Source organism: Formosimonas limnophila (assembly GCF_014652675.1).
In the GTDB taxonomy this organism is placed as follows: domain Bacteria; phylum Pseudomonadota; class Gammaproteobacteria; order Burkholderiales; family Burkholderiaceae; genus Hydromonas; species Hydromonas limnophila.
Window position 1 is genome coordinate 210888 of sequence record NZ_BMZG01000003.1, and the last position, 19732, is coordinate 230619.

General features: G+C 48.8%; 15 protein-coding genes and 1 pseudogene. 12 read left to right on the forward strand and 4 right to left on the reverse strand.

Going from position 1 to position 19732, the window contains the following annotated elements:
• Positions 1-58 precede the first annotated feature (58 nt).
• Complete coding sequence (locus IE082_RS03925) at positions 59-1702, forward strand: NAD+ synthase (RefSeq protein WP_189491841.1); 1644 nt, start codon at positions 59-61, stop codon at positions 1700-1702.
• 93 nt (positions 1703-1795) lie between these two features.
• On the opposite strand, the gene IE082_RS03930 is transcribed toward IE082_RS03925, so the two are convergent.
• Positions 1796-3154, reverse strand: a complete 1359-nt coding sequence (locus tag IE082_RS03930; protein WP_189491843.1) for a porin — start codon at positions 3152-3154, stop codon at positions 1796-1798.
• 287 nt (positions 3155-3441) lie between these two features.
• On the opposite strand from IE082_RS03930, the gene purN reads away from it, so the two are divergent.
• Genes purN through IE082_RS03950 form a run of 4 tightly spaced genes read left to right on the forward strand, consistent with a single transcriptional unit; the run spans position 3442 to position 7707 of the window.
• The gene (purN, locus tag IE082_RS03935; RefSeq protein WP_189491846.1) at positions 3442-4092 is read left to right on the forward strand and encodes a phosphoribosylglycinamide formyltransferase; all 651 of its coding nucleotides are present in this window, start codon (positions 3442-3444) and stop codon (positions 4090-4092) included.
• Positions 4093-4113: 21 nt separating this feature from the next.
• Positions 4114-5697 carry an RsmB/NOP family class I SAM-dependent RNA methyltransferase gene (locus IE082_RS03940; RefSeq protein WP_308428995.1) on the forward strand — a complete coding sequence of 528 codons (1584 nt, stop codon included), beginning with the start codon at positions 4114-4116 and terminating at the stop codon, positions 5695-5697.
• Positions 5697-6341, forward strand: coding sequence for a phospholipase D-like domain-containing protein (locus tag IE082_RS03945; protein WP_189491848.1), 645 nt, complete (start codon positions 5697-5699; stop codon positions 6339-6341). The genes IE082_RS03940 and IE082_RS03945 overlap by 1 nt, the downstream gene beginning before the upstream one ends.
• Before the next feature lie 31 nt (positions 6342-6372).
• Positions 6373-7707, forward strand: coding sequence for a mechanosensitive ion channel family protein (locus IE082_RS03950; RefSeq protein ID WP_189491851.1), 1335 nt, complete (start codon positions 6373-6375; stop codon positions 7705-7707).
• A gap of 87 nt (positions 7708-7794) precedes the next feature.
• Here IE082_RS03950 and IE082_RS03955 read toward each other — a convergent pair whose 3' ends face one another.
• A complete protein-coding gene (locus tag IE082_RS03955; protein ID WP_189491854.1) occupies positions 7795-8577 on the reverse strand; it encodes a 3-hydroxybutyrate dehydrogenase in 783 nt (260 codons plus the stop codon).
• Positions 8578-8742: 165 nt separating this feature from the next.
• Between IE082_RS03955 and IE082_RS03960 the strand changes: the two genes are divergently transcribed.
• A complete protein-coding gene (locus tag IE082_RS03960; RefSeq protein ID WP_189491960.1) occupies positions 8743-9972 on the forward strand; it encodes an argininosuccinate synthase in 1230 nt (409 codons plus the stop codon).
• Between the two features lie 600 nt (positions 9973-10572).
• Here the strand turns inward: IE082_RS03960 and IE082_RS03965 are convergent.
• Positions 10573-11430, reverse strand: coding sequence for an outer membrane protein assembly factor BamD (locus IE082_RS03965; RefSeq protein ID WP_189491857.1), 858 nt, complete (start codon positions 11428-11430; stop codon positions 10573-10575).
• On the opposite strand from IE082_RS03965, the gene IE082_RS03970 reads away from it, so the two are divergent.
• Positions 11429-12511: an RluA family pseudouridine synthase gene (locus tag IE082_RS03970; RefSeq protein ID WP_189491860.1), complete on the forward strand. Its 1083-nt coding sequence runs from the start codon at positions 11429-11431 to the stop codon at positions 12509-12511. The genes IE082_RS03965 and IE082_RS03970 overlap by 2 nt on opposite strands.
• The gene (gene pgeF, locus IE082_RS03975) at positions 12508-13287 is read left to right on the forward strand and encodes a peptidoglycan editing factor PgeF (RefSeq protein ID WP_189491862.1); all 780 of its coding nucleotides are present in this window, start codon (positions 12508-12510) and stop codon (positions 13285-13287) included. The genes IE082_RS03970 and pgeF overlap by 4 nt, the downstream gene beginning before the upstream one ends.
• A gap of 51 nt (positions 13288-13338) precedes the next feature.
• Here the strand turns inward: pgeF and IE082_RS03980 are convergent, their stop codons facing one another.
• Positions 13339-14271: an AraC family transcriptional regulator gene (locus IE082_RS03980; RefSeq protein ID WP_189491865.1), complete on the reverse strand. Its 933-nt coding sequence runs from the start codon at positions 14269-14271 to the stop codon at positions 13339-13341.
• A gap of 148 nt (positions 14272-14419) precedes the next feature.
• On the opposite strand from IE082_RS03980, the pseudogene IE082_RS03985 reads away from it, so the two are divergent.
• The 4 genes and pseudogenes from IE082_RS03985 to alaS all read left to right on the forward strand — a co-directional run.
• Positions 14420-15094, forward strand: a pseudogene (locus tag IE082_RS03985) (type 1 glutamine amidotransferase domain-containing protein); the annotation flags it as partial.
• The gene (locus IE082_RS11210; RefSeq protein ID WP_268244679.1) at positions 15068-15400 is read left to right on the forward strand and encodes a putative quinol monooxygenase; all 333 of its coding nucleotides are present in this window, start codon (positions 15068-15070) and stop codon (positions 15398-15400) included. The pseudogene IE082_RS03985 and the gene IE082_RS11210, both read left to right, overlap by 27 nt.
• Positions 15401-15629: 229 nt before the next feature.
• Complete coding sequence (locus tag IE082_RS03990; RefSeq protein ID WP_189491872.1) at positions 15630-16703, forward strand: alkene reductase; 1074 nt, start codon at positions 15630-15632, stop codon at positions 16701-16703.
• A 135-nt stretch (positions 16704-16838) separates the two neighbouring features.
• Positions 16839-19721, forward strand: coding sequence for an alanine--tRNA ligase (gene alaS, locus IE082_RS03995; protein ID WP_189491875.1), 2883 nt, complete (start codon positions 16839-16841; stop codon positions 19719-19721).
• Positions 19722-19732: the final 11 nt, after the last annotated feature.

Genomic DNA, 19732 nt, shown 5'->3' on the forward strand with positions numbered 1-19732 from the left:
GGCCTCGTTTTTTCGTTTAAACTAACGTTTGAATATTCGATGAGAAATAAAGGCAAACATGTTAAAAATTTCCAACGCTCAAATCGCAGCCCGTATCGGTGATTTCGATTTCAATGTGAATGAAATCATCAAGGCAGCGATGAGTGCACAACAGCAAGGTTCTCATTTACTGGTGACGCCTGAGTTGTCAGTCACAGGCTATTTGCCCGAGGATTTACTGATGCGTCCTGCGTTTCGGATGGCTTCTGAACGTGCTTTGGGTCAGCTTTGTGAGGCACTTGCCCAGTTCCCTGATTTGTATGTATTGGTTGGAATCCCGACGTGGTTTATGGATGGTGTAAAGCTCAAAGTATATAACAGCGTCGTTGTCTTGCAAGGTGGGCGAGAGTTACAACGGACTCACAAACAAAAACTACCCAATCAAGCGGTGTTTGATGAATTGCGTTACTTTACATCAGGGGCTGAGCCAGCATTAACCGAAATTCAGGGCTTGAATATCGGTATTTTGGTGTGTGAGGACGCTTGGCATCCAGAACCAGCGCTACACCTCAAAGAGTTGGGGGCAGAGTTATTGATCGCTGTTAATGCCTCGCCTTTTCATATCGATAAAGTGGCCAAGCGTTTGCGCGTATTTGGAGAAAGAGTCAAACAAACAGGCTTGCCTTTGCTGTGTGTCAATCGTGTGGGTGGGCAAGATGAGTTGATTTTTGACGGTGCCTCATTTGCTTTAAACTCGGATGAAGCTTTGGCGATGCAATTGCCAATGTTTATCTCGACCACGCATGAGGTTGTGTTTGATTTAAGTCGCAAATTATTTCATAAAGAACTCATCGTACCTGTCCCATGTGCTGAGGAGCAGGCTTATCGAACCTTGGTTCAGGGTGTGAAAGATTATGTGACGCAAACGGGCTTCAAAAAAGTCACGCTGGGCTTGTCAGGCGGTGTCGATTCGGCACTGACGCTGGCGGTGGCGGTGGATGCGCTCGGTGCGGAAAATGTCCATGCGGTGATGATGCCAACGCGCTACACGGCGCAGATGTCGCTTGATGATGCGAAGGAGATGGCCAGTCGGGTTGGCGTGCGCTACGATGTGGTGGCGATTGAGGACATGTTCAATCTTTATGTGAACATGCTTGAACCCGTGTTTGACGGCAAGCCAGCTGATGTGACAGAAGAAAACCTGCAGGCGCGTATTCGTGGCGTGATACTGATGGCGGTGTCAAACAAACATGCCGCACTGGTGCTCAATACGGGCAATAAGTCTGAGCTGGCCACTGGTTACTGCACACTTTATGGTGACATGATTGGTGCGTATGCGGTGCTCAAAGATATTTACAAAACCTTGGTTTATCGGATTTGCGAATGGCGCAATGCCACTGATGTGTATGAGTTAGGCGATGTGATTCCCAAAAATATCATCACACGCGCGCCATCGGCTGAGTTGCGTGACAATCAAAAAGACCAAGACAGCTTACCACCGTATGAAGTGTTGGATGATATCCTTGAGCGGTATATTGAGCAGAGACAGCCTGTTGCGACAATCGTTGCTTCAGGACATGATGAGGCGGTTGTGAAAAAAGTGGTGCGATTGGTGCGTATCAATGAATATAAACGCCGTCAGGGTGCTTTAGGGCCGCGCGTCACGACACTGGCCTTTGGTAAAGATTGGCGGATGCCGATTATGAATGTGTTTACTGAATAGTGGCTGTTGGCTGACTTTTTATAATTTTATTTGTTGATCTAATAAAAAAACGCTGGTGAAATTGCTCACCAGCGTTTTTTATGACTCAAACGATTAGAATGAGTGAGAAATGCCGATGTCATATGAGTAATCTTTTTCTGTTCTGAGTACAGAATCGACGATTTCTTTTGACGCACCGCATGTGGCAACATATGTAGCAGAACCTTCGGCTACATTAGCACCAGCAGCTGTTTTTGCTGTGCATGAGTTGGTTAAATTCCCCACTTTACGAGCATTTGCGTAAATAACAGTGCGCTTGCTTAGGCGGTGCTCATATCCGATGCTGTATTGAGAACCATCTAACTCACCAACGCCCGACAGCAATGCTGTACCTGCTGCATTGGTTCGGAAAGTATAATTATTGGTGCGTTTGTATCTGCCATAAGAGAAATAAACTTTATTTTTAGGATCGATTTCATAACCGATGCTCGCAAATAAAGTTTTACTGTCCGCTGTACGCAAGCTGATGTTAGTAGCTGTCGAACTATTTAAGAGAGAATTACCGCCAGTGGTTGGTAAGCTTGTATTGTCAATGTCAACTTTGGCATAACCAATATCCAAGTTGACGGGGCCGTAAGACAAACTTGATGCAACAAGCCATGTCTTTTCGCCTTCCGCAGGTGCGTTGGCGTTGTTTGTGTATACATTGCCTGCCGCATTGTAAATAAATGACGAATAAGTTGTGCCGTTATCAACTTGGTATGCTGCACCAAGTTTGTAACCCCACATGCCTGTTTTACCTTCGTATCGCGCGTATGCGCCGTATGCTGGCTTAGAACCATCTGCACCTTCATTATCAACGGGTAGAGTAACTGGTGCAACCGTAGTTGTGCCAAGTAACACTGCTTCTTGACGCGTTGGCACGATCGATTGCGAACCCTTGGTCGTGATTGCTAAACCAGCGGTCAATCCGCCTTTTTTAATATCGTAGAATAGAGCGTTATTCCAGCGTGCTGCAGCCTCAGGCTGAGTCGAACGTAAACCTGTACCAGCCACCCCGCCTGTAAACTCGCCAATGCCTCGACCGTCAGAAAAGCCACCTCCAACCCACAAGTTTACGATTGGTGTAGTTGAACGACCAAATCGGAATGCACCAAACGGTGTGACTAAGCCGACATAAGCGTGGCGATTAAAGCCGAATTGCTTTTTGTCCGAGCCATAAGTACCTGAACCAGTGTCTGGTTCTAACTCTGCCTCTAATTTAAAAATGGCAGAGTAACCTTTACCTAAATCTTCTTTACCCGTTATCCCCACGTGGCTCGCATAGCGGTATTCTTGTGCTTTCATTGTCAGGCCTGCATCGCTTCTTTTTTCTACGGCTACGTTAATGCGACCATACAAGCTAACGCTGGTTTCTGCTTGTGCTACGCCGAACGCGCTGAGCAAACTTACCGCAATGAGGGTCTTTTTCATGATGTCTCCTGTTTTCAGGTTAAATTAAAAATTTTAAGATTTTGGGCTCATGATGCTGTGTCCTTTAACGACGCTTTGTGGGCAGTTTTGGGCACATGGTAGAGAGTGTCGCATCAGTGAACGATCGTTTTATTTAAACACGACTTATCGCAAAAATAAAGCACTTTATGTAAGAAATGTGTGGTTTTTTACCAATTATAGATGTTTTGTTACGAATTTACCAGTTTGCGTGGTTCAAAAAAAAGCAATGATTTTCAGATGTGCGTTTGTTGGTACAATGACGGCCTATGAAAAATATTGTGATTTTAATCTCTGGCGGCGGCAGTAATATGCGCGCGATTGTTGAGTATGTCGCTCAATTTGGCTGGCAAGAGGCTGGTTTGGCGCGTATTGCTGCTGTGGTGAGCAATGAGCCGAATGCTGCGGGCTTAGCGTTTGCGGCTGAAAAAAATATTCCCACACGCATTTTGAATCACCGCGAGTTTACTTCTCGCGAGAGTTTTGATGCCGCGTTGCAAAACGTGGTGGACGAGTTTTCGCCAGATTTGGTTGTGTTGGCTGGATTTATGCGGATACTGACCTCTAAATTTGTTGTGCATTATGAAGGGCGAATGTTGAACATTCACCCGTCTATTTTGCCCAACTTTAAAGGGCTGCATACCCATCAAGCCGCATTAGAGTCAGGGGTAAAAGTGCATGGTGCCACGGTACATTTCGTGACCTCAGAGTTGGATAATGGGGCTTATGTGATGCAGTCTTGTGTCCCTGTCTTGGCAGATGACACGGTAGAGACATTAGCTGCTCGTGTGCTGCGAACAGAGCATTTAATTTATCCGAAAGTCATTGACTGGTGGGTCAATGGCCAACTAATGTGGCAAAACGGACAAGCGGTGGTTAAAAATGGTGAGCAGCAGGTGCTGATGAACCACGAAATTTAAATGATTGAAATTGAATAAAAAATGACTGAACAGAACAAAGCAAGAAAATCCTACAGCAAAAAGCCCAGTAAGAAAGAGCGCTTGGCCAGTGATTTGGCAAAAAAAGAGCGCATTGAGTCAGGTGGCGTGCTGATTCGTGAGGATGGTGTGGCGGTGAGCGCGGTGGCGCTGGCGGCGCGGCGCGCTGCGTTGGAACAAGCCATGTCAGAAGAACAGTTGCAAGCTGAGCACAGTGATCATGCACATGAGCGTCCCACACGCAATAAACACAAACAGCGCGCTCAAGCGGGCTTGTCGCCCGTGGTGACCAAAATCGAAGCGCCGACAGCGACTGGCCGACGATTGGCGCAGTGCCTGTGGGCGGCTCAAGTCTTATTGCTTGATGTGTTGAAGTTCGATGCGGCCGCTGACAAACAAGTGTCGAAATACTTACGTGAGCACAAAGAACTCGGTGCACGTGACAGACACATTGTGGCCGAGACGATTTATGCTGTGTTGCGCCAAAAGCGCGTATTTTCTAATGTGGCGCAAAGTGGGCAAGGGGCTTTAGAGCGTCGTTTGGTTTTGCTTGGTGCAAAAACCTGCGTGCCTGATGAACAAATGAACGCGGCGATTGAACCTGCTGAGTGGGAGTGGCTGCAGCAAGTCTCGAAAGTTGACACCAGCGCGATGTCGCCTGCGGTGCGCAGTAATTTAACTGACGAGTGGTTTGCTGAGTTGACGGCGGCGTATGGCGAAGAAGGTGCGTTGCAATTGGCGTATGCGCTGAACCAAACCGCGCCATTGGATATTCGTGTGAACACGATGAAAAGCTCACGCGAAGCCGTCAAAATTGCCTTGAACCACAGTGGTATTGAGTCTGTTGATTGTGCGCTTGCGCCTTTGGGCTTGCGTTTGGCGGGTAAACCTGCGTTGCAAAAGCTCGATGTGTTCACCACCGGCTCGGTTGAAGTGCAAGATGAAGGCAGTCAGCTGCTCACGCATTTGCTCGGTGCCAAACGTGGCGAAATGATTGCCGATTTCTGTGCGGGGGCGGGTGGCAAGACGCTGGCCATCGGTGCGATGATGAAAAACACAGGCCGCTTGTATGCATTTGATGTCGCTGCGCATCGCTTGGCCAAACTCAAGCCTCGTTTGGCACGCAGCGGTTTGTCGAATGTACAAACCGTGGCATTGGACTCTGAGAACGACAGCCGTGTCAAACGTCTGTCTGGTAAGCTTGATCGAGTATTGATTGATGCGCCGTGCAGTGGTTTGGGCACGTTGCGCCGCAATCCTGATTTGAAATGGCGTCATGGCATTGACAGCATTGCTCGCTTGTCGGCGTTGCAAGCGTCTATACTAAATAGCGCGGCGCGACTGGTGAAAGTCGGTGGTACAGTGGTTTATGCGACGTGCAGTGTGCTGCCTGCTGAAAATCAAAATGTGGTGGATGCGTTCTTAAAAGCCAATCCGAATTATGAAAAGCAAGATGTGCGCGCGGCTTTGGCGGTGCAGAACATTGACTTGCCAGAGTCCGCGATATCAGATGGGTATTTGCAACTTTTGCCGCATAAACATGAGACGGATGGCTTTTTCGCCGCTTGTCTGAAACGGGTCGGCTGATGTTCGGCAAAGGTTGGTTAGTGGTGGCTGTGTGGTTGTTTTCGACAGGCGTTTTGGGTAAATCGGTGGTACCCTCAAATGTATCGACAGTAAAGCCCAATCCCGCCCCCGTTGTTATCGCTGCGGCCAAGGTTGTCAAGGACGTGCCAGAAATTACGGTCATGTTCAGTCCTGAGGACAATGTTCAAGCTGAAATTGTGCGGGTGCTTGGCCAAGCGACAAAGACGATCCATGTGCAAGCCTATTTATTGACCAATAATGCCTTCACAAATGCCCTGATTGCTGCGCATAAGCGTGGGGTAGCCGTGAAAGTTTTGCTTGATGAAAAGCGCACATTTGAGGCTTCTGCCTTGGATGCTGCTGCACTTCATGCGGTGGGTATTCCTGTGAAGCTCGAAACGGCTTACGACAATGCTCACAATAAGCTCATGTTGGTTGACTCGGGTTTAAGTCGAGCTGTATTGATAACAGGCTCTTATAACTTCACCGTCTCTGCTCAACGAAAAAATGCCGAAAATGTTCTGTTTATTCGCCAAGCACCATTACTCATGGCCAAATATTTCAGTCAGTGGCAAGCGCATGACAAGGCCGCTAAACCCTATGATGCTAAAGCCATACGGCTTGCAAATAGCAAACATTTTTAATCTCTTATTAACCTAAATCATCTGAATGATCGTGTCCGCAGATAACCTCGAACAATCCCTCATCAAACAGCCACCCGTTGTGAACGGCGTATCTGATTTATTGGCTCAAACCTCTGTCTATGACTGGGTCACCACTGTCGCCATTATTTTGCTGGCTTACGGTATCACGTGGTGGGTCAAGCGCTGGTTGCGCCAACGTGATATGCAAAATACCACACCGCGATGGTTTGATGTCAACGCCATGGCGCGAGTGCTGTTCCCTTTGTTGCTTTGGCTTATGGCTCATGGCGCACAAGTGGCAGCGGAAAGTCTGGGGGCGTCAGATGTCTGGCTCAAGTTCATCACACAGCTTTTTGGGGCATTTTTTGCAGTCCGATTGTTTTTGAGTGTGGTGCGAGGTGCGTTGCCTGACGGCAGTGTACGGGACATCATCGAGCGTGTCTGTGTCATCAGCATTTGGGCCGTGGTGTTACTGGAGTACACAGGGCGTTTGGATAGCGTATTGGCACACTTGGATTCGGTGCGTTTCACGCTGGGTAAAAGCACGGTGACGTTGTCTGATGTGATTGCGTTGGTGTTTATTGTGACAGTGGTTTGGTTACTTTTGAAGTGGCTCACGGGCATGGTTGAGGCCATGCTGATTCAAAGACCCAATCAATATTTTGTGCAGTTTGACTTAAGTGCGCGCGTCATCTTCGTGCGTATTGCTCAAGGTGTTTTGGTGGTGGTGGCGGTGTTGTTTTGTTTGATGGCGGTAGGCATTGACGTCGCGGTGCTCTCGGTTTTTGGCGGTGCGCTTGGTGTGGGGATTGGCTTGGGGTTACAAAAAATTGCCAGTAATTACGTTTCTGGCTTTGTCATGTTGTTTGAGCGCAGTGTGCGTATCGGTGATTTGATTACCACCACAGACAATCAGCGTGGTTATGTGACTCAAATCAATGCGCGTTATACCGTCATTCAGGGCATGGATGGCAATGAATTCCTCGTGCCCAATGAGCGGTTAATCACCATGCCCGTGACCAACTGGACGTTGAATGACCACAGAGTGTGGATGAGTGCTACTTTGCATCTCAAACATGGTGTGGACATTGATTTTATTCGTCCCAAACTCATCGAAGCGGTGTCGCAAATTCCTCGTGTGCTGGCAAGCCCTGCACCAGCTGTCCTGTTAGCCAATACCACTAACACAGGCCATGTGCTCGAAATCACGTGGTGGGTGAACGACCCCGAAAACGGCCGAATGAATGTGACTTCAGATATCAATCTGGCGATTTGGCGGGTGTGTCGGGCTTATGACATTCCTTTCTCGATTGATCAGGCCAAGTACGAAGCGGAGCTTGCTAAAGCTCATGATGAGACGGATTAAGCTGTCATATCAATCGTATAAAAAAACCTGCTTATATAGTGACACAAGCAGATTTTTTTAAACCCTAAAGCATCAACCATGACGTCTTTATTGCGCTGTCCAGCCGCCATCAATGGGTAAAATTGCCCCCGTAATGGATGCGGCGGCATCGCTGGCAAGAAACTGCGCATAAGCGGCGATTTGCTCAACTGTGACAAACTGTTTGGTCGGTTGTGCTGCGAGCAGGACGTTGCGTTTGACTTCATCCTCCGTGATGCCACGCGCTTTGGCGGTGTCGGGAATCTGTTTTTCGACCAGTGGCGTGAGCACATAGCCTGGGCAGATGGCGTTGCAGGTGATGCCTTTGTCCGCGACTTCCAATGCGACGGTTTTGGTCAAACCCGCGACGCCGTGCTTCGCAGCAACATAGGCTGATTTGAAAGGACTGGCCACCAGTGCATGTGCTGAGGCCAGATTGATGATGCGCCCCCAGCCTCGTGCTTTCATTGCGGGCAGGGCTGCGGCGATGGTGTGGAAGTTACTTACAAGGTTAATAGCGATGATGGCGTTGAGCTTTTCAATCGGAAACTCGTCAATCGGCGCGACGTGCTGAATCCCTGCGTTGTTCACCAATATATCCACTGTACCGAATTCGGCGATGGCGGTTTTGACCATAGTGGTGATTTGCTCAGGTTGTGTCATGTCTGCCCCGTCATAGCGCACGGTGACGCCGAATTCATTGGCCATTGCGGCGCGTATGGTTTCGATTTCGGCTGAATCTCCGAAACCATTGAGTACGATATTGCAGCCTGACGCGGCGAAACCGCGGGCAATGCCCAGACCAATGCCGCTGGTGGAGCCTGTGATGAGGGCGGTTTTTCCTGAAAGCATGTCAATTCCTTTGAACAGATTGGTTAAGAGGATTTGATTATAGGGTTCTGAGGACAATTTCGCAGGAAATTTTGTGGCTTTTGATGATTTGTCGCTGGCATAGTCTGGCGTGCATCAAGTAAAATAGCAAGTTAGTTTTTTCTTAAATAAACAACGGGGTCAATGATGAGCGATAAAATGAAAGTGGTGTTGGCGTATTCAGGTGGTTTGGACACGTCGGTGATTTTGAAATGGTTGGGCGATAATTACGATTGCGAAGTGGTGACCTTCACAGCAGATTTGGGGCAAGGAGAAGAGCTTGAGCCTGCTCGTGCAAAGGCATTGGCTTTTGGCATTAAGCCTGAAAACATCTTTATTGATGACTTGCGCGAAGAATTCGTGCGCGATTTCGTGTTTCCTATGTTCCGTGCTAACACGGTTTACGAAGGTGAATATCTGCTTGGCACATCCATTGCTCGTCCATTGATTGCCAAACGTCAAATCGAAATTGCGAATCTGACAGGCGCGAATGCTGTGTCCCACGGCGCGACAGGCAAGGGCAATGACCAAGTGCGTTTCGAGCTGGGTTACTACGCTCTACGTCCAGACATCAAAGTGATTGCCCCGTGGCGCGAGTGGGATTTGAACTCACGCGAGAAATTGTTGAAATATGCCGAAAATGCGGGCATTGCGATTGATGCCAAACACCGTGGTGGCGGTGCACCGTACTCGATGGATGCGAATTTATTGCACATCTCCTTTGAAGGCCGTCACCTCGAAGACCCGAAAAACGAAGCCGAAGAAGACATGTGGCGCTGGACCGTTTCACCAGAGAGTGCGCCCGATATGCCTGAGTATCTTGACTTGACGTTTGAAAAGGGTGACATCACCGAAATTAATGGTGTGGCCATGAAACCGCACGAGATTTTGGCGAAACTCAATGAGTTGGGTGGCACACACGGCATTGGCCGCCTTGATTTGGTTGAAAATCGCTTTGTCGGCATGAAGTCGCGCGGTTGCTACGAAACACCAGGTGGTACGATTATCCTCAAAGCACATCGTGGCATTGAGTCAATTACGCTTGATCGCGAGGTCGCGCATCTGAAAGACGACTTGATGCCACGCTACGCGAGCTTGATTTACAACGGCTTTTGGTGGAGCCCTGAGCGAAAAGCCTTGCAAGTGCTCATTGACCACACGCAAGCAGCGGTATCTGGACATGTGCGCGTGAAACTGTATAAAGGTTCTGTGACGGTGGTGGCACGTGATTCGGCCAACACGCTGTTTGATCAAACCATTGCCACATTTGATGATGATGGTGGTGCATATAACCAAGCCGATGCGGCTGGTTTCATTAAGCTCAATGCCTTGCGTATGCGCATCGCAGAAAATGCACGGATTAAGCGTGGTTCGTGATGTAATGTTGCAAATTGTGTTAGGGCGTGTTAACACTACCAATGAATTATTACAATGTGTGCATGAAGCACACACAAACCCAATAATTAAAAGGCTTTCGTAGTATATCCTCTCGCTTTTATAAACTTGGTGTTTTGTTTAGCGGCTTTATTCATTTCGCACTTATCGTTGATTGCTTGAATAGTGTTAACACGCCCTGTGCCACAACACTGTAATGACGTGCGGGCAAAGGTGACTTCTCAATACAATGGCTTTAGCACGCTTGCCTATGTGCTGGATAATGGTTTTCGGTGTGAGCTGGGCACGGGGCTTAAAATAAATGATAAGGCCCAGGTCAATTTGGGTATGAGCACCACATTGGGAAAAGCTGTAGGCCCGTAGCCAATGTTTTGATTTTGGGGTGCAAGCTCGTTTTTAAGTGCGTTTATTGGCATGTTTTGACCTTTTGACTATGACTTTTAATCATCACATGCCGATTAGTAGTGAAGTTAAGCGTTATCTGCATGATTCTGCGAATAAGCCACAACAACAGACCAAATCTACCGCCAATAAAAAACGACTTGAGTTACCAAGTCGTTTTTTATAAGCCAACGTGTCAAATTATTGTGGGGCAGGTAATTCAACCTCGGCTTTTTTGCGATCATTTTTTGAGCCAAATAGGCTGCGTTTAATCTTTTTGAGTTTCATTTGACTGTCTGGGTAATTCTTTTTCAGAACGGCGAGCGTGTCATTACGCTGTTCATCCAAGCCCAGCTTGTCGTAGGAAGCGGCCATAATGATAAGCGCGTCTTCTGTTGATGGTGTGCCGTCATAATTTTTGAGCAAGTCTTGTGAGCGGTTAATTGCAGCGAGATAAGCGCCGCGTTCATAGTAGTACTGTGCCACACCTGCCTCAAGCACCGCCATGTTGTTGACCAACGACACCATGCGTTTGCGGGCATCTGGAGTGTAACGGCTGTTGGGGAATTTCTCAACAAGGGTTTTGAATGCGTTGAATGATTCTATCGCCGCTTTCGGGTCACGGTCATTCAGACCTTCGCCAGTTAAAGTGGCAAGGTAACTGACGTTTTGATTGTAGTTAATCAGGCCTTTGATGTAATAAACGTAGTCAACACGTGGGTGCGAACTATTCAGGGCGATGAATCGGTCCGCTGCGGCGATTGCTTTGACTTTTTCTTCATCTTTCCAATATACATACGGTAATTCGAGCTGAGCTTGTACGGCTTGAGGTGAAAAAGGGTACTGTGTGGTGGTTGCTTCTAATATCTCGGCTGCGCGGGTATAATCTTTGTTGTTTAAGTTGTCGCGCGCTTCTGTGTAGAGGCGGTCGACTGCCCAGCCTGCGAATTCATTTTTGTCTTTTTGATTGCCAAAAGTACCGCAGCCAGCTAGAAAGCTGACACTTACTGTTGCAACGACACCCAAACGTGCGGCTTTTTTAAGGATAGATACAGTCATGACAGAGATACCTTTTGATGAAATTGGTGACGATTATAACGCATGGGATGAGGATGTGGGTGTAAATGCATTAAATCTTGACCCCATAGAGATGACGGTGACTTCAGCTGCGAGCGGTATGCGTCTTGATGCGGCTCTTGCAGTTCTTTTGACTAGTTATTCTCGCTCGCGTTTGCAAAAATGGCTCAAAGACGGTGCGGTGCGCTGCAACGGCGAGGTTGAGGTCAATGCCCGCCGAAAAGTCTACGAGCACGACACATTGCGCGTTGAGCCTCAGCCTTCTGATGAAATGAAGGCTTATACGGCTGAGCCGATGGCGATTGATGTGATGTACGAAGATAGCGATATCATTGTGATTAACAAGCCTGCAGGTTTGGTGGTTCATCCAGGCAGTGGTAACTGGAGTGGTACATTGCTCAATGGCTTGCTGCATGCTTATCCCGAGATTACTCAAGTACCACGCGCAGGCATTGTTCACCGTTTGGATAAAGACACTTCGGGCTTGATGGTAGTGGCAAAAACATTGTTGGCACAAACAGATTTGGTGCGTCAGCTGCAAGCGCGCACAGTCAAGCGTCGTTATATTGCGATTGTCCAAGGTGAGGTGGATGCGGATGGCGTGATTGACATCGGCATTGGTCGCAATCCCCAAGATCGCTTAAAAATGGCGGCTTTGGTTGGCAACAGTGGTAAGCCAGCTCGAACCTTTTATCAAAGCATGGGGTTTTGGCAGTTTCAGCAAAAACCTTATTCCATCGTGGTGTGTCAGCTCGAATCAGGGCGCACACATCAGATTCGCGTGCACATGCAGCACCGCGGCTTTCCGCTGATTGGTGATCCATTGTATGGTGAGAAAAAAGGGGGGCGCAGCACAGTGATTTCTAAAATGGCTGACTTTGAGCGTCAAGCTCTTCATGCTTACCAGCTTGGTTTGATTCATCCACGCACGGGCGATTACATGAGCTGGCAAGTTGGCTTGCCAGAAGACATGGTGAATTTGCTTTCGATGATGGGCGTGGATGTTTTTCCTTTACCTGAGCCAGATATGGTCATGGATGCGGTCAAGGATTTTCAAGGATGAAACACTGGCTCCAGCCAAACTGGCAAGCCCCTGCCAATGTTCATGCGTACATGACCACTCGCACGGGTGGTGTGAGTGTGGGCACGTATGGTGACATCGCAGGGGTGAACGGCTTAAATCCTGCGACCCATGTCGGCGATGACCCGACACATGTCAATGCGAATCGAGCATTGATTCGTGCGCAAGTGCCGAGCGAGCCGCTTTGGCTCAACCAAACCCACAGCACCATCGTTTGGCAACAGACAGCCAATGATGATGACCACACGAAGCCGCCACCAGAGGCGGATGCTGTGGTGCTGACCCAAGCAGGGCAGGTGGGTGTCATTATGACGGCTGATTGTTTACCTGCTCTGTTTTGTAGCGACGATGGTAAAGTGGTCGGCGCGGCACATGCTGGCTGGCGCGGATTGGTTGATGGTGTGATAGAGAACACCCTTATTGCCATGCGCGAGCAAGGGGCTGAAGTTGCTAATATCCACGTTTGGCTGGGTGCGGCGATTGGCCCTGCGGCGTTTGAAGTGGGGCAAGATGTTTTGGAAGAGTTTTTGGCCAAAACGCCACAAGCTGTAGGTGATGTACGCGCATTTTTCAAGCCAAAATCAGCAGGAAAATACTGGGCTGATATTTATGGATTGGCTCGAGCGAGGCTATTGGCGATGGGTGTAACGCGCGTTTTTGGTGGCGAGCTATGCACGGTTTCTGACGAGGCGCGCTTTTATTCTTATCGCAGAGATCGAGTCACGGGACGCATGGCGACACTGATTTGGTTCGACTGATGCCGTCCATTAATTGCTGCTGCCAACTGCCTGTGTTTTATAGTCGTTTGATTAATCATGTAATGCAGCTCTTGCCATCTCCGTTGGCGACTTGCTAAAGTACCGTTTGAATTCGCGACAAAACTGCGATTGGCTCTCATAGCCGACTTTCTGAGCAATCAAACCAATAGACATGTTTTTTTGTACCACAAATGCTCGAGCTTGATGCAACCGAACCTTCTTTAGGTACTGAAGCGGCGTATCGGCCATGTATTTTTTAAATAAGCGATTGAGCTTTGTTTCACTCATGGCTGCATGATGAGCCAAATCTGCCACGCTTATTTTTTCTGCGAATGTTTCGTTGATGTGTTCAACCACTCGGTGGAATTGTTGAAACTGGCTGTTACTCTGAATCCATGACTCAAAAAAACCCTGTCCACTCGAACTCATAAACTCATAAAGAAACCAGCGAAGCTGCGCTTGACCAAACAAAGTGCAAGTCATCGGGTTAGCCATTGCACTCAATAAGCCATGCAGCCTCTCTCGCAACGTTTCGCTCATTCGATAGCAGGCCAGACCTTCATTTTGGTGGGTTTGATCGTCTGTCTGATTGGTTGTCTGGTTGTACGAATGAGGCTCACATGCACGCACATCATGGATTAATTGCGCCACCATTTCTCGATCCAGCTCAATGGTCATGCCGAGTAAGTCTTCATCATTTTGGCATACGGTTGTGCATTGCAGCGGATAATGAGAGGTTAATACCAAAAAATGATGTGCATCGTAGCGAAATTGACGCAAGCCGAGCTCACCTATTTTTGCCCCAGAAAACAAGATCACCATTCGAGGGTTGTAAATGGTTGATTCTTTTGTGTGGTTAAAAGCATGAGGCTGGAAAAATAAGCTCACGCCTTTTAATCCACTCGGTTTAATGCCATGTTGGGTGAGGCTGGGCAACTGCTCATAAAGCGTCCTAGCCAGCTGGGTGGTGTTTTGATGTTTCATGCCTTTATTAGGCAATAATACGCCGTTTTTTGTCAAGATATATTTTGATTGTGAATGTTTTAGGCAAAAAGTAGCTGGTTTTGTGTATGGCATTCTTACGTTGTTGTGTTTATGATGACGCTTTAAACCAAAACAAAAAGGTAAATTCATGAAAAAAATTCTATTTGTACTGACCAGTCATGCAGACTTGGGTGATACAGGGCTAAAAACTGGCTTTTGGTCTGAGGAGTTGGCCGCGCCCTATTACAACTTGCTGGATAAAGGTTGCGACATTACTTTAGCCTCAGTAAAAGGTGGCCAGCCACCGCTGGACCCTAAAAGCAATTTGCCCGAGTTTCAAACAGACGCGACGCGCCGTATGGACGCAGATCAAGATTTATTGGGTAAATTAAAAACCACATTACCCTTGAGCTCTGTTCGTCACCAAGATTTTGATGCGGTTTTTTATCCTGGTGGACATGGGCCTTTGTGGGATTTGGCAAATGATTCGACTTCGGTAAAGTTGATTGCTGATTTTTATGAGTCAAAAAAACCCGTCGCATTCGTCTGCCATGCACCAGCCGCGCTTAAGAGTGTGACGTTATCCAATGGCGAGTTTTTGGTCAAAGGAAAAAATGTCACAGGTTTTACCAACACCGAAGAAGAAGCGGTGGAGTTAACCCATGTTGTCCCATTTTTGGTAGAAGACATGCTCAAAGCCAATGGCGCAAACTTTAGCAAAGTAGCGGACTGGCTGCCTTATGCGGTTACCGATGGCTTGTTGATTACAGGCCAAAACCCAGCATCATCGGACAAAGTGGCAGATGAGCTGTACCACTTACTCTGTGCACGCTCAAGTAAACTGTATGTAACAGCGAAATTTACGGTCAAACCAGAGAAACTCGATGAGTCGCTGACCTTGATGAAAAACCTCACCGAAGCGACAAGCAGCAAAGAAGAGGGCTGCGTGGCGTATTACTATCTGCAAAGTGCCACAAATATGTATGAGTTTAGCTCAGTCGAAATTTGGCAAGACGAAGTGGCAGAGGCAAAGCACTGGCAAACCGCGCATGTTCAAAACGCCTTATCGGTTCTGCCAGCGTTGTTGGCGGTTGAACCAGAAATCATTAAGTGGCGAGAGTTGAACTAAAAATACGGAAGCAGCAGAAAAGGCAATCATCAGTGCAACCTTGAGTTTGAGCTGATGATTTGCTTGATTTAAAGTGCTAATCTAATATTGAATGCTTGGTCTTTGTATTGCCACAATCCCTTGGTTTTTGACTTGGGATTTTTTTCGTTGTCGGCTGGCCTTTGGGCTTTGTGGTATATTTCGTCGTTCATTTATGCAGAAGTATTTTTTTGAAAAGAAAGGCAACAAGATGAGTGAAACACTATTTCAGCCCTTGACTGCGGGCGCATTGACATTACCGAACCGAATTTTAATGGCGCCGCTCACTCGGTGTCGCGCAGATGCCAACCACGTGCCATCGGCACTCATGGCAGAACACTACGCACAACGAGCCAGTGCTGGTTTGATTGTGGCTGAGGCGACGATGGCCATGCCAAGCTGCTCGGCATTTCAAGGGCGTGAACCAGGCATTTACAGTGATGAGCAAGTTGCAGGTTGGAAAAAAGTCACCGATGCCGTCCATGCAGCGGGTGGACGAATCGTTCTACAAATTTGGCACGGCGGTCGTGCTTGTCATCCTTTGCTCAATAACGGTGCGCAACCCGTTGCGCCGAGTGCGATTGCAATTGATGACGTCACGCATACGCCAGAAGGCAAAAAGCCATACACCGTGCCGCGTGAGTTGTCTGATGACGAGATTCCAGCGATTGTGGCAGGGTTCAGAAAAGCCGCCGAAAATGCCAAAGCCGCAGGTTTTGACGGTGTAGAAGTTCACGGTGCGAATGGTTATTTGCTCGATGAATTCCTGCGCGATGGCTCAAACAAACGCACAGGTGCTTACGGTGGCAGCATCGAAAACCGTGCTCGTCTGTTGCTCGAAGTCTTGCAAGTGACGATTGATGTTTGGGGCAGCGACCGAGTTGGTTTGCGCATTTCGCCGCTCAACAGCTACAACAGCATGATTGACAGCGACCCGATTGGTTTGGTGACGTGGTTGGCGAAACGTTTGAACGACTTTAATTTGGCGTATTTGCACCTCATGCGCGGCGACTTCTTCCAGCAACAAACAGGCGACGTGGTCACGCCGATTCGTGAGCACTACAAAGGCCATCTCATCGTGAACATGGGCTACGACGCAAACGAAGCGGGTGAAGCGATTCGCAACGGTTTGGCTGATGCCGTGGCGTTTGGCTCATCGTTTTTAGCCAATCCTGACTTGCCCGCGCGAATCAAGGCAAAAGCACCGTTAAATGCCCCTGATTCAAGCACGTTTTACTCAGAAGGTGCAAAGGGCTATACGGACTATCCAGCGCTCTCAGCGTAACGCTTGATTGAGCCCTGATTCTGGGGCAGACAGCAGCACAAACACCTCGGTTTTGACCGAGGTGTTTTGTTATAATGCACGTTTTTACGCCGCTTTTGCGCCGCACCCGATTCCCCAAAAATTTTAGGATTTTTTATGCAAGTAGCTGACATTCGCGCCCAGTTTTTAAAGTTTTTTGAACAAAAAGGCCACACCATCGTGCGCTCGTCATCACTCGTACCAGGGAATGATCCCACGCTGATGTTCACCAACTCAGGCATGGTGCAGTTCAAAGACGTGTTTCTCGGCACTGACAAACGCCCGTACAACCGCGCCACCTCAGTGCAAGCGTGCTTACGCGCAGGCGGCAAACACAACGACTTAGAAAATGTCGGCTACACCGCGCGTCACCACACTTTTTTTGAAATGCTCGGCAACTGGTCATTTGGCGACTACTTCAAGCGCGAATCATTGCAATGGGCGTGGGAATTATTAACCCAAGTCTACAAACTCCCAGCCGACAAACTCTACGCCACTGTCTACATGGAAGACGACGAAGCCTACGGCATTTGGGAAGAAATTTTCATGAGCGCAGGTTTCACGAAAGAGCGCATTATTTCTGAAAATCGCATCATCCGTATTGGCGACAACAAAGGCGGGCGCTATATGTCTGACAACTTCTGGATGATGGCAGACACAGGCCCATGTGGTCCTTGCTCAGAAATTTTTTACGATCACGGCCCGCACATTGAGGGTGGTTTACCTGGAACGCCAGAAGAAGATGGCGACCGCTACATCGAGATTTGGAATAACGTTTTCATGCAATTCGACATGCAGGCCGACGGCTCGGTGAAACCATTGCCCGCACCATGCGTCGATACAGGCATGGGCTTGGAGCGACTCGCTGCCATTCTCCAGCGCGTGCACAGCAACTACGAAATTGATTTGTTTGCGAACTTGATTCAAGCTGCTTCGCGTGAAACGGGCTGCACCGACCTCAAAAATCCATCACTCAACGTCATCGCCGACCACATCCGCGCCTGCTCATTCCTCATCGTTGATGGCGTGATTCCATCGAATGAAGGACGTGGCTATGTATTGCGCCGCATCATCCGCCGCGCGATTCGTCACGGCTACAAGCTCGGCTGCCGCAAACCATTTTTTTCTAATCTCGTCAGAGACTTGGTGAAAGAAATGGGCGCGGCTTACCCAGACCTCGCAGCCAAAGAAGCGCAAGTCACACAAGCGTTGTTCACTGAAGAAGAGCGATTCTTTGAGACGATCGGTGTTGGGATGTCGTTATTGGATGAAATGATAGATTATCAACAAGCAAAAAACTGGGCAAAGAGCTTTAAACCTAGTTGGTCTATTCAAGGAGCAACTTCTGTTTCTAGTTCGATGACCGAGTGTGAGTTTTTTGTAAACGCCCAAAGCTTAGGTGAAAGTTTGGTTCATGTTGTATTGGTTTGTGATAATCCAAAAGATGAAAACTCAGATGACTTGATTAAAAAATTAATAGTTGATGGAGGTTTTGAATCAATTGAGATTATAACGAGGAATCCAAATGGAATTGAGTTGCCTGGTGCTGTTGCGTTTAGACTTCATGACACATACGGTTTCCCTTTAGACTTGACAATAGACGTTTGCAGAGAGCGCGGGATTACAATTGACGAGGCAGGTTTTAATGCCGCCATGAACGCCCAAAAAGACGCCTCCCGCGCCGCAGGTAAATTCAAAATGGATAAAGCACTCGCCTACGACGGCGCGAAAACCAATTTCCAAGGTTACGAGCACCTGCGCGTGGACGATGCGGCAGTTGTCGCACTCTACGTTGACGGCGTTGCCGTGAATGCCATCGAAGCAGGCCAGAATGCCATCGTTATCCTCGACCAAACACCGTTTTACGCCGAATCAGGCGGTCAAGTGGGTGACGCAGGCGTATTAAGCAACGCACAAGCCACGCTCAACGTCGCGGACACGACCAAAGTCTTGCCCGACGTATTCGGCCATCATGTGAATGTCGCGAGTGGCACGGTCAAAGTCGGCGATACACTCACCGCCCAAGTAGACGGCGCACGCCGCGCCGCCACGGTGCGCAACCATTCCGCCACGCATTTGTTGCACAAAGCCCTGCGCGAAGTGCTCGGCACACACGTACAACAAAAAGGCTCGTTGGTTGACGCGGACAAAACGCGATTCGATTTCGCGCACAACGCACCCGTGAGCGCGGACGACATCGTGCGCATCGAAACCATCGTCAATCAAGAGATTCTCGGCAATGTTGATACCCAAGCACAGCTCATGGGGTTTGACGACGCCAAAGAAACTGGCGCGATGATGCTGTTTGGCGAAAAATACGGCGACGAAGTGCGCGTGCTCACCATCGGCTCATCGGTTGAGCTGTGCGGTGGTACACACGTCCACGCCACGGGCGACATTGGTCTGTTTAAAATCGTCAGCGAGGGCGGCGTCGCCGCAGGCGTGCGCCGCATCGAAGCCATCACAGGGATGAACGCAGTGCGCTACACGCAAAACCTCGCCGCGCAACTCGCGCAAGCCGCCAATACACTAAAAGCCGCACCGTCAGAGCTGATCGAACGCATCCAAGGCACGCAAGAGCACATCAAATCACTCGAAAAAGAACTGTCCGCCGCAAAAACAAAAATCGCCGCAGCCCAAGGCGGTGACCTTGCCGCCCAAGCCGTCGATGTCAACGGCGTGAAAGTGTTAAGCGCCATCATCGACGGCGCCGACATCGATATGCTTCGCAACACCATGGACAGCCTCAAAGACAAACTCGGTTCGGCTGTGATTGTACTCGCCACCACGCAAGGCCGTGACAAAGTCACCGTACTCGCAGGCGTGACCAAAGACTTAACCGCTAAAATCAAAGCGGGCGACGTCGTGAATCACGTCGCCGCACAAGTTGGCGGTAAAGGTGGTGGGCGTCCGGACTTGGCGCAAGCGGGGGGGGCGGATGTAATGGCTTTGCCTGCGGCGATGGATGAGGTTTTGGAATTTGTAGCTGCAAAAATTTAACCACTGGGTGT